The sequence below is a fragment of the Campylobacter concisus genome (assembly GCF_001298465.1).
Classification (GTDB): Bacteria; Campylobacterota; Campylobacteria; order Campylobacterales; family Campylobacteraceae; genus Campylobacter_A; species Campylobacter_A concisus.
Genome location: NZ_CP012541.1, coordinates 1,766,024 through 1,779,617 on the forward strand (window position 1 = coordinate 1,766,024; position 13,594 = coordinate 1,779,617).

At 40.9% G+C, this 13,594-nt stretch carries 14 protein-coding genes and 1 pseudogene; 7 read left to right on the top strand and 8 right to left on the bottom strand.

All coding sequences use genetic code 11. From position 1 onward, the window contains the following. Window positions 1-56 precede the first annotated feature (56 nt). Genes CCON33237_RS09020 through CCON33237_RS09035 form a run of 4 tightly spaced genes read left to right on the top strand, consistent with a single transcriptional unit; the run spans window position 57 to window position 3,021 of the window. Window positions 57-1,079, top strand: a complete 1,023-nt coding sequence (locus CCON33237_RS09020; RefSeq protein ID WP_021092521.1) for a ribonucleotide-diphosphate reductase subunit beta — start codon at window positions 57-59, stop codon at window positions 1,077-1,079. Continuing rightward, on the top strand, window positions 1,066-1,560 hold the full coding sequence (locus CCON33237_RS09025) for a hypothetical protein (protein WP_169748885.1): 495 nt from the start codon (window positions 1,066-1,068) through the stop codon (window positions 1,558-1,560). Before CCON33237_RS09020 ends, CCON33237_RS09025 begins: the two co-directional genes overlap by 14 nt. Then, window positions 1,561-2,328, top strand: coding sequence for a carbon-nitrogen hydrolase family protein (locus CCON33237_RS09030; RefSeq protein ID WP_054197302.1), 768 nt, complete (start codon window positions 1,561-1,563; stop codon window positions 2,326-2,328). Between the two features lie 60 nt (window positions 2,329-2,388). Then, window positions 2,389-3,021: a protein-L-isoaspartate(D-aspartate) O-methyltransferase gene (locus CCON33237_RS09035; protein ID WP_054197303.1), complete on the top strand. Its 633-nt coding sequence runs from the start codon at window positions 2,389-2,391 to the stop codon at window positions 3,019-3,021. 36 nt (window positions 3,022-3,057) lie between these two features. Here the strand turns inward: CCON33237_RS09035 and CCON33237_RS09040 are convergent, their stop codons facing one another. The 8 genes and pseudogenes from CCON33237_RS09040 to CCON33237_RS09060 all read right to left on the bottom strand — a co-directional run bounded on the left by CCON33237_RS09040 (window position 3,058) and on the right by CCON33237_RS09060 (window position 10,369). After that, complete coding sequence (locus CCON33237_RS09040; RefSeq protein ID WP_054197304.1) at window positions 3,058-3,642, bottom strand: hypothetical protein; 585 nt, start codon at window positions 3,640-3,642, stop codon at window positions 3,058-3,060. A gap of 285 nt (window positions 3,643-3,927) precedes the next feature. Beyond that, window positions 3,928-4,815, bottom strand: a pseudogene (locus CCON33237_RS09685) (TonB-dependent receptor domain-containing protein); the annotation flags it as partial. Window positions 4,816-4,838: 23 nt separating this feature from the next. Further along, on the bottom strand, window positions 4,839-5,618 hold the full coding sequence (locus CCON33237_RS09690; protein ID WP_169748886.1) for a TonB-copper family protein: 780 nt from the start codon (window positions 5,616-5,618) through the stop codon (window positions 4,839-4,841). Continuing rightward, the gene (locus CCON33237_RS09695; protein WP_169748887.1) at window positions 5,546-5,926 is read right to left on the bottom strand and encodes a hypothetical protein; all 381 of its coding nucleotides are present in this window, start codon (window positions 5,924-5,926) and stop codon (window positions 5,546-5,548) included. Before CCON33237_RS09695 ends, CCON33237_RS09690 begins: the two co-directional genes overlap by 73 nt. Before the next feature lie 225 nt (window positions 5,927-6,151). Further along, the gene (recJ, locus tag CCON33237_RS09050; RefSeq protein ID WP_054197305.1) at window positions 6,152-7,726 is read right to left on the bottom strand and encodes a single-stranded-DNA-specific exonuclease RecJ; all 1,575 of its coding nucleotides are present in this window, start codon (window positions 7,724-7,726) and stop codon (window positions 6,152-6,154) included. Further along, window positions 7,716-7,838, bottom strand: a complete 123-nt coding sequence (locus tag CCON33237_RS10020) for a hypothetical protein (protein WP_257719888.1) — start codon at window positions 7,836-7,838, stop codon at window positions 7,716-7,718. The genes recJ and CCON33237_RS10020 overlap by 11 nt, the downstream gene beginning before the upstream one ends. A 239-nt stretch (window positions 7,839-8,077) precedes the next feature. Next, entirely contained in the window at window positions 8,078-8,695 is a 618-nt protein-coding gene (locus tag CCON33237_RS09055; protein ID WP_234402289.1) for an NAD(P)H-dependent oxidoreductase, read from the bottom strand. 39 nt (window positions 8,696-8,734) lie between these two features. After that, on the bottom strand, window positions 8,735-10,369 hold the full coding sequence (locus CCON33237_RS09060) for a CTP synthase (RefSeq protein ID WP_054197307.1): 1,635 nt from the start codon (window positions 10,367-10,369) through the stop codon (window positions 8,735-8,737). 125 nt (window positions 10,370-10,494) lie between these two features. Here CCON33237_RS09060 and CCON33237_RS09065 point away from each other — a divergent pair, with 125 nt between their 5' ends. From CCON33237_RS09065 to CCON33237_RS09075, 3 genes are read left to right on the top strand one after another with little or no spacing between them, the layout of a single operon-like run. Further along, window positions 10,495-10,710: a DUF4492 domain-containing protein gene (locus tag CCON33237_RS09065; RefSeq protein ID WP_021091886.1), complete on the top strand. Its 216-nt coding sequence runs from the start codon at window positions 10,495-10,497 to the stop codon at window positions 10,708-10,710. Window position 10,711: 1 nt separating this feature from the next. Continuing rightward, entirely contained in the window at window positions 10,712-12,247 is a 1,536-nt protein-coding gene (locus CCON33237_RS09070) for a cytochrome ubiquinol oxidase subunit I (protein WP_054197308.1), read from the top strand. Next, window positions 12,240-13,364 carry a cytochrome d ubiquinol oxidase subunit II gene (locus tag CCON33237_RS09075; protein ID WP_054197434.1) on the top strand — a complete coding sequence of 375 codons (1,125 nt, stop codon included), beginning with the start codon at window positions 12,240-12,242 and terminating at the stop codon, window positions 13,362-13,364. Before CCON33237_RS09070 ends, CCON33237_RS09075 begins: the two co-directional genes overlap by 8 nt. Window positions 13,365-13,594: the final 230 nt, after the last annotated feature.

The following is a 13,594-nucleotide window of genomic DNA, read 5'->3' on the forward strand; positions in this document are numbered from 1 at the left end:
TACCTTGCTTTGGGTAATATTTTAAGAAATTTTTACCACAAACAAGAGAGAAATTTATGAACAGAAAACGCATCTACAACCCGAGTTCAAATGAAAATTTGACCGACAGAAGAGTCTTTAACGGCAACCCACACGGCATTTTAAATTTCACCAAGGCAAAATACGAGTGGGCGTTAAAGCTTTGGGACCTCATGGAGGCAAACACCTGGTTTCCAAAAGAGGTCGACACCACAGACGACGTGCGAGACTACGCCTACAACCTCACAGAGGCTGAAAAGCGCATGTACGACCTAGTCTGGAGCCAGCTCATCTCGATGGATAGCTTTCAGACGAACAACCTAGCCGACAACATAAACCCTTACATCACCGCGCCAGAGATTAACGCCGTACTAAGCCGCCAAGCCTACGAAGAGGCCAACCACAGCAAGTCTTACGCTGTCATGGTTGAGGCGATCTGCGACAACACCGACCTTATCTATGAGATGGAGAAGCACGACGATGTATTGCGCGAGAAAAACGACTACATCTCAAGCGTTTATGAGGAGCTTGCAGGCGAAGTGACTGACGAGAAGCTACTTCTTGCGATGGTGGCAAACCAAATTTTAGAGGGTATCTACTTTTACAGCGGCTTTACAGCGATCTACGCTCTAGCTCGCGCTGGTAAGATGCTAGGCTCAGCTCAAATGATCCGCTTCATACAACGCGACGAGATCACACACCTGCTTTTGTTTCAAAACATGATAAATTCAGTCCGCAAGGAAAGACCTGACCTTTTCACACCTGAGACTGAGGCGAAAATTTATGATATGTTTGAAAAAGCTGGGAATTTAGAGATCAAATGGGGCAAATACATCACCCAAAACCAAATAATGGGCTTTACAGACGACATCATCGAGCAGTACATCCACTATCTCATCGACCAACGCCTAGTTGCTATCGGTCTAAAACGCAAATACAACGTCACTCACCCGATCAAATGGGTCGATGACTTTGCGAAATTTAACGACCAAAAGTCAAATTTCTTTGAAGCAAAAGTGACAAACTACAGCAAGGGGAGCATCAGCTTTGATGACTTTTAAAAATAGCATCTTGGCCCTTGCCTGCGTGCTTTTTGTAGGCTGCGCGAGTAGTAGCAGCCAGAGGGCGATTGACATAACAAATAAGGATCTATTAAATAGTTTTAACCCTTACATACTTGTCAAAACAGACGAAACCAAATATGTTATCATCTACCAAAGCATGCCAGCTGGCGATGTCCGGCCAAGTATGGCACCTATCGGGTCGGCTCTTTTTGTCGATGTTTTAAAGCAGATAAATAGGGTATGTAGCTTTAAATCCACCGACCTAAAAGAGACTAGAGTGGTATATTTTAACGATAAAACCTCGTTTTCATATGAAGTCTGGGTCTTTAATGATCCGCTTTCACAGCGTGATAACAAGACTACGGCCATAACAGTTTTGCTAAAGCCAACGCCTGAAATTGGCGGGACGGATATGGATTTTAGAATTCCAGAAAATTGCCATGCGCCAAAGCAAACTATATTTGTATTTGGAAAATAAATGAGCGAAAATTTAAACCTAATAAGCCTAACTTTAAAGGCAAAAAGTGCTAGCGAGCGCCTAGAAGAGCTTGCAAATTTAGTTGAGGCTGCACCCAAAAACTCTCTCATGCTTGCAAGCGAGCTTTGCATCAGCGGCTACGACTTTGACGGCTTTTATGCTGGGGCGAACAAAGCGATGCTTGGTGGCATGATAGGTAGTTTTGATGCGATGATGCTTGAGCGCTTGCAAGAGGCGCTTAGCCCAGATAAATTTCTAGGTTTTACGCACCTTAGTAGTCTAAACAAAAGCGCAGGGCTCGCTCAAATTTCAAATTTAGCCGCTCATGAGCCAAAAATTTACAACGAATTTTTACTTCTTAACTCAAACAACGTCTTTCATTCGCAGTTTAAGGCCGAGCTTTTTAGGCCAAATTTAGAGCACGAGATCTTTGCCGCTGGCGAGGTGAGCGATATAAATGCCTTTACATTTAAAGGGCTAAAGCTTGGCGTGCTGATATGCTTTGAGCTGCGTGATAGCAGGCTTTGGGCAAAACTAAGAGGGTGCGACATCATCATGGTGCCAGCCATGTGGGGCAAGGCTAGAGAAGAAGCCTACCTTAGCCTTTGCAAGGCACTAGCCATCGCAAATAACTGCTACGTCATGATATCAAGCTCGCTAGATCTTGAGACCGCTGGGGTCTTTTTGCCAGATGGCACACTGGTACAAAATGCAATTTTTGACGCAAATTTGATAGCACAGATAAAGAAAAATTTAGGGCTTTTATAAATTTTAAGATAAGCTTTAAATCGTATAATAGCGATTTAAAATTTGTTTAGGATAGAAATTTTGACCCAATTAGAAGCGATAAAATGCCAAAATTTAGCTAGCGACATAGCCGACGAGATCACGCTAAGCCCACTTTTGTTCGATGCGATAGCTACCACTGAGCGCGAAATTTTTGTACCAATCACTGCACATGCTTATAAACTTGACGCTCAGCCCATACTGGGCAATCAGTGGATCAGCTCACCGCTAACTGTGGCAAAGATGACAATGGCACTAGAGTGCGAAAATATGGACAATATCCTAGAGATAGGCTGTGGAAGTGGCTATCAAGCAGCTATTTTAAGCAAACTTGCACATAGAATTTTTAGTGTCGAGCGAATAGAAAAGCTGGCTATGGAGGCAAAAAAACGCTTCGAGGCACTAAAAATTAGAAACGTACATGTAAGATATGATGACGGCAACAACGGCTGGCGAAGCTACGCACCATTTGATCGTATCCTGCTCTCGGCAGCTGCTGATGAGATATCGCCAAATTTATTTAAGCAGCTTAAAAATGGTGGAATTTTAGTAGCTCCAATGAAGAAAGATGGCAAGCAATTTATCGCTAAATTTAAAAAAGATAAAGATGGAAATTTAGAAAAAGAGTACTTAGATGAGTGCCTTTTTGTACCACTTCTTGAAGGTAGAGAGTAACCTAAAATAAGGCAAAGCCTAAGCCTTGCCTAAAGGTTAGAATTTATAAGTATAGCCTGTATAAATTCCTATAGTTGTATCTCTTAGCTGAGCTCCGCTATTTTTCTTATAAAAAGTCTTATCAGCTTTTAAGCCAAACTCGATCGCGTTATGTTCATCAAATGAGTAGATACCGCCCGCTTTTGCACCAACTAGTAAGCCTTTGAAATTTTTCTTGCTCGTTTCATTTTCAAATCTCTCTCTAACACTTAAATAGCCAAGACCTGTGTATCCGCCAAGAACGGCTTTAAAATTTTCAGTGATATTTGGCGTATAATCAACGCCGCCTAAAAATTTATGCTTACTCCATTTTGCATCTGATTCACCAGCATTTTTTCTAGCTTTAAAGTCATAATAATAACTGCCATAAGCTCTATAGCTGTCAAAATCATAACCGCCATAAAAGCCAAGACCATAGTGACCTTTTTTGAAGTTATTTTTCTCACTACTTGCTATGTTTTTTGTTTTGATTTTTGAGTTAAACGAATAATCACCTTCACCACCAACAAATGCACCTTGAGCTAGTGCCACTGAGCTTACCAAAGCTAGAGCCAAGCTTGATTTTACAAGTAAATTTTTCATACCTCTCCTTTAAAAAATTTCTGAGATTTTACATCTAAGCTTTTAATCTATATAAAATTTAAATTTAATAAAGCCCTATTTTTATCATCCTTTGGCTTTAAAATTTAATAAGAAATTTTATACCAAGTGCCGTGCAGGCCTTTAATTTAGCTCAAATTTATTCGCAATAGTAAATGTAGTAAATGCGGGTATTATTAAGAAGATAAGAGCAAAAATACTTAAATTTAGCACAGCTTTAGGACAAATCCTAAGCCCATAGCCATGCCAAATTTATTAAGTTAAGCCCTAAAAATGCACCTTAAATTTCGCCCAAAAGCTTCTGCCCGGCTCATAAAGCCTCGTGCCGTTCGGGATAGTCTCGTAGCCTGCGATACCGCCGCCGTAGCCGCCTTTTGAGTTATGATAGGCATATTTGGCGTCATTTAGATTCTCCGCCACTAGCAAAAATTGATAATTTTTGTATTTATAGCCCGCGCTTAGCCCCAGCGTCCAAAAGCTATCGCTCTTGCCCAGGTCCATGCCGCCCACGTCGCCGTAGCCCTTTTGCGCGCGGTTTTGCGATGCGTTAGCGTAGAAGTCGGCTTTGACGAACCAGTCGGGCTTTTCTAAGCCGGCGCTTAGTTTAAACGCTAGAGGCGAAACCTTAGGCAGCGCGTCGCCGTCTTTTAGGCCGCCCGCGTTTTTAGTCACCTTGCCGTAGACGTAGGATACGCCGGCACCCAGTCTAAATATATCGGCCAGTAGCGTATCGCCCTCGATCTCGCCGCCGTATAGTAAGGCATCGGTATTAAATACGTTTGATGACATGCCCATAGGACTATATTTTATCATTATGTAATCATCCATCTTAGAGACAAAGAAATTTGCGTTTAGTTCGTAGTTTTTATCTTTTAGCACGGCGCCAAAGTCTAGTTGCGTGTTTCTTTCTTTATTTAGCTTAAGATTATCGTCTTTACTCGTTTCCCAGTGATCTGGCAACCTTTGTGCGTAGCCTAGTCCTGCGTAGAGCGTTAAATTTTGCAGATATTTTTCGTATCTAAAAAAGCCTGAGAATAAATTTTCTTTTCTGCTCTTATGCGTTTTTAACAGTTTTCTCTCGCCCGCGTCCAGCCTAAGTCCGCCAAAAAGCCCGTAGTCGTTTTCAAGAACGTATTCGTTTTGAGTGTATATAGTTTTATACGTTACCTTGCGCTCTTTTACGTGGGGCTTTGATAGGGCGGCGTCATTTGGGCTTTAGATACGCCGGCTCCGCCCGTTCCGGCGCCTCTCCACTTAAATACATCCTCAGAGTACCCAGCGCCAAGATAGCTTGTTAGATTGTCGAAATTTAGCTCGCCTTCTAGCTTAAAGCCGTACATATCGCGTATCGGGTGACTGATGCTATATCCCTTGCCGCGCCCCGTGCCAGGCACCACCGGACGCATGGTGAAGTTGTCCATTATGTGATCGATTTGATGATAGTACGAGCTTAGCCTGATCTTGTGCTCGCCAACGTCTTGTTCAAATTTTAGTCCGAAAGACTTGCGGTCAAACTGCACGCCGTCTCTCATCCTATCGGCATAAGCCGCTTCTCCATTACCCATATCCGCGCTTAGCTGCAAGGCGGTAGTATCCGTGGGCGTTAGCGTGCCTACGAGCGAAACGCTGTTGCGTTTATAGTGCGTATGCATTTTCTGTCCGTCGCCACTTTTATAATCGCCGCTCTGGTAGTGTCCGCCGGAAATTTCTAAGCTGCCAAGCTCGTTACCCGCCGCTACGTCTGCAGCAGTTTCAAATCTTCTAAAACTACCGCCAAGCACGCTTACGTTTCCTCCGAAGCTCGGTTTTGATAGCCTTGCTATCTCTCTATCGAAAAATATACCGCCACTAATGAGCGCGCCGTATCTAACGTCTTGCGGGCCTTTTACGATGCGAACCGAGCTATAATTTTGCGCCGAGAGATGTAAGTGATGGGCGTATTCATGCGCATGCCGCAACCGCCATTTAGCGTGCTACCGTCGATTAGCACCGGCAGCCTAGCCGCCGTCTGCGAGCGGTAATAAACTTCGCTGCCACCTCCGCCCTTGCGCTCCATCGTAAAGCCGCTCAAATTTAAAAGTGATTTAGCGATGTCGCCATTTTCTAGTATCGCGCCTTTGCCCACTATTTGAGCCTTTGTCGGTTCGTCAAGAACGGACTTTTGTATCTTTGCGGAAACGGTAACCGGAGCCAGGTCTATCGTTTCTTCAGCACCAAGCATTAAATTTGGTACTAAAGCAAATGCTAAAACGTAAGAAATTTTCATGTTTAGTCCTATGAAATTAATATTTAAAATTAAAATTAAAGCAAAAATGAACTTAAATAAAGTATAAATATTTATATAACATTAATTTTACAATACAGAAATTTGACTCAAATAGTATTATTTTAGTTGGACTGCATTAAATATATAAAGAAGCGATTTTGGTGAATTAAACCGAAGCAATCTCGGTTTTATTAAAATTTTAGCATTATAAAACCGAGATAAAATTTATAAAATCTCTTTTATGAGTAGCTGTGGGGTAACAAGTCCGCGGAATGAATTTTTTGATATACAAAAGATAATATCTATCATCTCGCCCACTCTAGCGTGTTTCGTAAAGTTAAAAAATAGAGCCTCAAGTGTTTTATTATCCTTTTGCAAGATGAGCTTTAGGTGATTTTGATCCCTGCCTATAAGTCTTTCGTTTTTAACAAGAGCATTTTTTATCTTAAAGACTGGACGTGGATTTTTCTGTCCGTATGGCTCATAAAATTCTAAAATTTCAAGCAGCTCAAAGTCTATCTCACTTGGCATTATGTCACCAAGTAGCTCGTCCGAGCTTTTGCAATCTTGCATATTTAGGCATGAGCAGCTTTTATTTATCGCTTCTTTAAATTTCACCAAATTTTCAGGCGTAAGCGTAAGTCCAGCCGCTCCTTTGTGACCACCGTAGCTTGTTAGCAGATCTTCGTGGCTTGCAATGAGTGATAAGATATCAAGCTTGCCAACGCTTCTAGCACTGCCTTTTGCACGGCCCTTATCTATGCTAAAGACAATAGCTGGCTTTGCAAAGTGCTTTGCCAGGCGGCTGGCCACGATGCCTATTACGCCCTCATGCCACTGCTCGCCCCAGGTGATGATGACCTTATCGTCCTCTTTTACGTCCTTTAGTGAGCACTCAAAGAGTTGGCGCTCCTCCTCTTTTCTGGAGTTGTTAAATTCAATGATCGTATCAAGGTAGTTGTAAGCTTCTTCGATACTTTTAGCACGTAAAAAGTCAAATGAATTCATTGCATCGTCCATGCGTCCAGCTGAATTTATAAGCGGAGCTATAAGAAAGCTAATATCATCACACTCAAATTTTTCCTTACCATAAAACTCTTTTATAGCGTGAAATGCAGAACGCTTAGACGCATTTAGCTTACAAATGCCAAGACGAACAAGCATTCTATTCATATCTCTTAGCTCCATCATATCAGCGATTATCGCGATAGCTAAAAGCTCTAGAAATTTGCTCATATCGTAATTTAGTCCAAAAACATCCTTTAACGCTCCAACCAAATACCAAGCGACCTCAGCGCCACAAATTTCGATATTTGGGAAGTTGCAGTCTTCTTGTTTTGGATTAATGATCGCATAAGCTTCTGGGAGAACAGCTGGAGGCATGTGATGATCAGTGATAATAAGATCGATGCCTTTTTCTTTACAGATAATGGCCGCATCGTTTGCAGAGATACCGTTATCAACGGTGATAATCAAGCTTACATCAGCTGAGAGTTCGTCTATTATCTCAGGATTTAGCCCATATCCGTCTTTAAATCTATTTGGAATTTTTACTAGGTAGTCTTTCACGCCAAGATCATCAAAAAACTCAGCTAAAATCACGCTTGAAACAACACCATCAACATCATAATCGCCCACAATGGCTATGCGCTCGTTTTTTTCGATCGCTTCTTTTATGCGATTAGCACCCTTGTAAATATCTTTTAAGGCACTTGGTGTCGGAATTTCACTAATTTTTTTATGTATGTCGTTACAAAATCTATGCGCTAGTAAATTCCTTATGTCCTCTTTATTTAGCATGGTTTTGGCAAGAATTTTTGAATAACTTGCCAACTTTATCTAATGCCACTTGTTCACTTAAATTTACACCCATATTGCCAAAAATTTGGCTATAAAAATACTTCTTTTTCATCGCAATCTTTCGTCTTTATTTTGAATGCTTGGATTATATCTTTTTGAAATTTAATTTCTTATAATTTTAAATGAAAGTAGGATTTTAGGGCTAATAGCAAGCTTAAAAGCTTTGCTAAATTGATAGTCTTTACAAATTTAACCCGCTAAAAATAGTAAGCATTAGCAAAAATTTATACAATTAAATTTATAAATTTTAAATGGTTTATGCCATAAAGCTTAAACCATTTTTATAAAAATTTATTCCAAATTTCGCAAAAACTCCGCATATTCTCTAGCGCCGCGCTCTAAATCGTCCTGGCTTGATACGTAGTCCATGCCCGGAGCCTCCTCGGCGCCGTAAAATGCGAAAAAATCGCGGTAATCGGCGTGAAAATAGTATTTAAACGCAAGCTCAAACGGCGTAAGAACCTCGCGCAAGCTAAAATGATAGCGTCCTTGCGGGCGGTAGTCGCTCTTTTTGATGCCTGCGGTCACGGCTAGCGCAACCTTGCGGCCCGCTATGCCGTCCGAGCCGCGTCCATAGGCAAAGCCGTGCGTCATCACCGCGTCGATCCATGATTTTAAAATCGGAGGGCAGGAGAAGTTGTGAAGCGGAAACTGTAAAACGAGGGCGTCGTGGGCTCTGATGAGCTCTTGCTCGCGCGCGGCGTCGATGTTGCCGCCTGCGTAAACTTGCGTCAAATCATGAACGCTAAAGCGCTGCGGCTCTTTGAGGGCCTCTTGTAGCAGGCGTTTGTTTATGACCGAGTTTTGAATGTCAGGATGGCCTAAGATGATTAGAGTTTTCATTTTTCTCATTAAAAAATTTAGCAAGAAGTGGGATTTATTTGATAAATAATTTAATAAAAACAGCAAAAAATTTAAAAGAATTTTTAGAGCCAGATGGCTCTAAATCTAAGATTTGACGTTTTCTAAACTTGCCTTTATAAAGCCTAATATCACAGGATTTGGCTTAGTTAGACGGCTAGTAAATTCAGGATGACACTGCACGCCCACAAACCATGGATGGCCTTTTAGCTCGATAGCCTCTATCAGTCCGTCGCTTTCGCCACTTACCAAAAGACCAGCTCTTTCGAAAGTCTCTTTGTATTTTGGATTTGCCTCATAGCGGTGGCGGTGACGCTCTTTTACACTCTTTGCATTGCCATAAATTTCAGCTAGAAGTGTCTTTGGTTTTATCTCACAGTTATATGCTCCAAGCCTCATCGTGCCGCCAAGTGGGCTTGTGTGCGTTCTTATCTGTTTTTTGCCGTGAGCGTCGATAAAGCTATCGATTAGATAGATGATAGGATTTTTACACTCTTTGTCAAATTCCATAGAATTTGCGTCTTCTAAGCCCAAAACATCCCTTGCAAACTCAATGAGTGCTAGCTGCATACCAAGGCAAATTCCAAGATATGGGATCTTATTTTCACGAGCAAATTTTATAGCTTGCATCTTGCCTAAAACACCCCTTTCGCCAAAGCCGCCAGCGACCAAGATGCCATCCACGTCTTTTAAAAGCTCATTTACATTGTTCTCTTCTATCTTTTCGCTATCTATCCAGCGTAAATTTACCCTAGCATCCAAATTTGCTCCAGCATGGATGATGCCCTCAGTTAGGCTCTTGTAGCTCTCTTTTAGATCGATATATTTACCCACAAATGCTATTGTAGTTTCATTTGTTGGAGCTATGATTCTTTTTACTAGGCTATCCCACTTTGCCATGTCTGGTTTTAGCTCACTAAAGCCTAAATTTTCAGCGATTGGAGTTAGTATGTCTTGCTTTAAAAATGAAAGTGGAATTTGATAGATGCTTGCGCTGTCTAAGCTCTCTATGACACAATTTTTCTCTACTCCACAGCTTGCTGCTATCTTATCTTTTAGCTCGCGGTTTAGTGGCATTTCAGATCTGCAGATGATGATATCTGGTGTTATGCCAATGCGTCTTAGCTCGCCTACGCTGTGCTGGGTTGGCTTTGTTTTTAGCTCGCCAGCTACTTTGATAAATGGCACGAGCGTTAGGTGGATATTTAGCGCTCTTTTTTTGCCAACTTCTACTCTTAGCGCTCTTATCGCCTCTAAAAATGGCAAGCCCTCGATGTCGCCAACAGTTCCGCCGATCTCAACAATGAGTACATCTTTGCCCTCGCCTGCTTTTTTTATGCGGTCAACTATCTCGCCAACGATGTGAGGGATCACTTGTATAGTCTTTCCAAGGTAGTCGCCACGGCGCTCTTTTTCTATAACCGAGCTATAAACTCTGCCTGTTGTGAAGTTATTATCCTGACTTAGGCTCTCATCTAAAAATCTCTCGTAGTGACCAAGGTCAAGATCAGTCTCAGCGCCATCATCTGTGACAAAGACTTCGCCGTGTTCTAACGGGCTCATCGTGCCAGGATCTACGTTGATATATGGATCAGCTTTTAAAACACTTACTTTTAGTCCGGAATTTTTTAAAAGAGTCGCTATAGACGCAGCTGCGATGCCTTTTCCAAGTGAGCTTAAAACACCACCTGTGATAAAAATATACTTCGTCTCTTTTGCCATTAAATTTCCTTAAATTTATTTATTTTTTAATTGCGGATTATACCCCTTAAATATTTAGTAAGGCATTAATCGTATAAATTTTAAAAATTATTCTTTAAGTCTTTTTGTTATAGACTTCACAAACTATGATAAAAAACTACCTAAACATCATTGCCTCTTTATATATAGAGGGCTTTAAAAACATGAAAATAGGCAAGAAATTATGGCTTCTCATAATAATAAAGCTTATCATCATGTTTGGAATTTTAAAAGCCTTTATCTTTAACGAGACTCTTAATACCAAATTTCAAACCGACGAAGAAAAAAGCGAATTTGTAATTCGTAATTTAATAAAGGAATAAAATGTCTGAGATGGATTTTGTTGACTGGTCTAGGGCTCAGTTTGCGCTGACTGCCATTTACCACTTTTTGTTTGTCCCACTTACTTTGGGGCTAAGTTTTATCATCGCCATTATGGAGACGATATATGTTAAAACCGGCGATAAAGTCTGGCTTGAGATAACGAAATTTTGGCTAAAGCTCTTTGGTATAAATTTCGCTATCGGTGTGGCTACTGGCATCATTATGGAGTTTGAATTTGGTACAAACTGGGCGAATTACAGCTGGTTTGTAGGCGATATATTTGGCGCTCCACTTGCGATTGAGGGCTTGCTCGCATTTTTTATGGAGAGTACATTTTTTGCCATTATGTTTTTTGGCTGGGATAAAGTCAGCAAGAAATTTCACCTGCTTTCAACTTGGCTTGTCGCGATTGGTTCAAATTTAAGCGCACTTTGGATCTTAATCGCAAATGGCTGGATGCAGTACCCAATAGGCATGAAATTTAACCCAGATACGGCTAGAATGGAGATGGAGAATTTCTTTGAAGTTGCGCTAAATCCTCTTGGCATTAGCAAATTTTTACACACAGTAACTAGCGGCTACACCATCTCAGCTATCTTTGTGATAGGAATTTCTGCTTGGTTTTTGATAAAAAAACGCCACATCTTGCTAGCTAAAAAAAGTATCGTGGTTGCTAGCGCATTTGGCCTTATCACTTCGGCATTTTTACTACTTAGCGGCGATGAGAGCGCATATTTTGTAGCTCAAAAGCAGCCTATGAAGCTTGCTGCGATGGAGGGACTTTATAATGGCGAGAAAAACGCTGGTCTAGTTGCCGCTGGTATTTTAAACCTAGCTAAAAAGCTTGGCGACGAGAGCGAGCCATTTTTGCTTGAGATAAAGGTACCATACGCACTTGGCATCATGGCAAACAGAGAGCTTGACTCATTTACGCCAGGTATAAATGACCTACTTTATGGCAATAGCGAGCACAATCTAATAAGTGTTGAAGAGAAGATGGCAAAGGGCAAAGTAGCTATTGAAGCTCTTAAAAACTACAAAGAAGCCAAAAAAGCAAATGACGAGAGCTTGATGAAAAGCTCGCTTTCAAATTTAGAGAGCAACCTAAATTTCTTAGGATATGGCTATCTTAAGGACGCAAAAGACGCTGTGCCGCCAGTTGCACTTACATTTTATAGCTTTCACATCATGGTCGCTCTTGGCACTTACTTCATAGCTCTTTTTGCTATCACTCTTTATCTAAATCTCTCAAGAAAATATAAATTTGAAAACATAAGAGCATTTTTATGGATCTGCCTCTTTACTATACCGCTTGGCTACATCGCAGCTGAAGCTGGCTGGATAGTAGCAGAGGTCGGCCGTCAGCCATGGGTGATACAAGATCTCATGACCGTTGGCGTTGGTGCTACGAATTTAGCAGACTCAAATATCAAAATTTCATTTATATTATTTGCTGTTTTATTTACGGTCTTGCTGATTGCCGAGATCAAAATCATGCTTAAGCAAATAAAGATAGGATTTAATGACCATGCATAGTTTAGGTTTAGAAAATTTACAAATTTATTGGTGGTTTATAGTTAGCCTTCTTGGCGGACTTTTGGTATTTATGATGTTTGTTCAAGGCGGTCAGTCGCTCATTTTTAGCCTTGGCAAGGACGAGCTTAAAAAAGATATGCTCATAAATTCTATCGGTAGAAAATGGGAGCTTACATTTACGACGCTTGTTATGTTTGGTGGCGCATGCTTTGCGGCATTTCCACTATTTTACGCTACTAGCTTTGGTGGCGCTTACTGGGTTTGGCTGGCTATTTTATTTTGCTTTATCGTCCAGGCTGTAAGCTACGAGTACCGCAAAAAGCCTGATAACTTCTTGGGCGCTAGAACTTATGAAATTTTCCTTTTCATAAATGGCTCACTTGGTGTTATTCTTATCGGCATGGCCGTTAGTACATTTTTTAGCGGAAGTGACTTTGTGCTAAATGAGCACAACTTTGTCGAGTGGAAGACTCCATTTCGCGGTCTTGAAGCTTTGGCAAATCCTTACTTGTATTTACTTGGCATAGCAATGTTTTTCCTATCTCGCGTAGGTGGCTGCTTATATCTTATGAACAACATCGCTGATGGCGAATTTATACAAAACGCTAGAAAACAGCTACTTATTAACACCGTGCTATTCTTGCCATTTTTCCTAGGATTTCTTGCTTGGGTGCTTACAAAAGATGGCTTTGCATACGACGCAAACGGTGTGGTTAGCCTTATGCCTTACAAATACGCTATAAATTTGATCGAAATGCCTATCGTTGGCATATTGCTTCTTGTTGGCGTTGTTTTGGTACTTGTTGGAATTTTCCAAGGGGCATTTACAAAAAGCATTCGTGGAATTTTTGCTTACGGCGTTGGCGTTACACTTGCTGTGACTGCACTATTTTTGATAACAGGACTAAATGGCACTGCATTTTATCCGTCATTTAGCGACCTTTCTAGCTCGCTAACTATCAAAAATGCAAGCTCAAGCCACTACACACTTGGCGTTATGGCATATGTTAGCTTGCTAGTACCAGTAGTGCTTGCTTATATCATCGTTGTTTGGCGAGCGATAGATAGCAAGAAGATCACACAAGATGAGATCAAAAACGATCATCACGCATACTAAGGATAAAAGATGTTAGAAGCAGGAATTTTTTTGATACTTTGGCCAGTGACACTATTTGCTAGCTATAAATTTGTTCTTTTTTCTCTTAAGAAATTTGACGCAAATAACTAAAATTTAGGGGCATTTGCTCCTAAATTCTTCTTTTTATTTTCACCCTTTAAAACAACTCTTTTATAAATTTATTTAAGCCACTTTTCATATAAGCGTTAGTTTTGTGTGAAATTTGGGTA

Bases quoted from the DNA above. Each gene is read 5' to 3' on its own strand.
- CCON33237_RS09075 (WP_054197434.1), top strand. From the start codon at position 12,240: ATGCATAGTTTAGGTTTAGAAAATTTACAAATTTATTGGTGGTTTATA.
- recJ (WP_054197305.1), bottom strand. From the start codon at position 7,726: ATGCTAAATAAAGAGGACATAAGGAATTTACTAGCGCATAGATTTTGT.
- CCON33237_RS09065 (WP_021091886.1), top strand. From the start codon at position 10,495: ATGATAAAAAACTACCTAAACATCATTGCCTCTTTATATATAGAGGGC.
- CCON33237_RS09020 (WP_021092521.1), top strand. From the start codon at position 57: ATGAACAGAAAACGCATCTACAACCCGAGTTCAAATGAAAATTTGACC.
- CCON33237_RS09030 (WP_054197302.1), top strand. From the start codon at position 1,561: ATGAGCGAAAATTTAAACCTAATAAGCCTAACTTTAAAGGCAAAAAGT.
- CCON33237_RS10020 (WP_257719888.1), bottom strand. From the start codon at position 7,838: ATGAAAAAGAAGTATTTTTATAGCCAAATTTTTGGCAATATGGGTGTA.
- CCON33237_RS09040 (WP_054197304.1), bottom strand. From the start codon at position 3,642: ATGAAAAATTTACTTGTAAAATCAAGCTTGGCTCTAGCTTTGGTAAGC.
- CCON33237_RS09060 (WP_054197307.1), bottom strand. From the start codon at position 10,369: ATGGCAAAAGAGACGAAGTATATTTTTATCACAGGTGGTGTTTTAAGC.
- CCON33237_RS09070 (WP_054197308.1), top strand. From the start codon at position 10,712: ATGTCTGAGATGGATTTTGTTGACTGGTCTAGGGCTCAGTTTGCGCTG.
- CCON33237_RS09695 (WP_169748887.1), bottom strand. From the start codon at position 5,926: ATGAAAATTTCTTACGTTTTAGCATTTGCTTTAGTACCAAATTTAATG.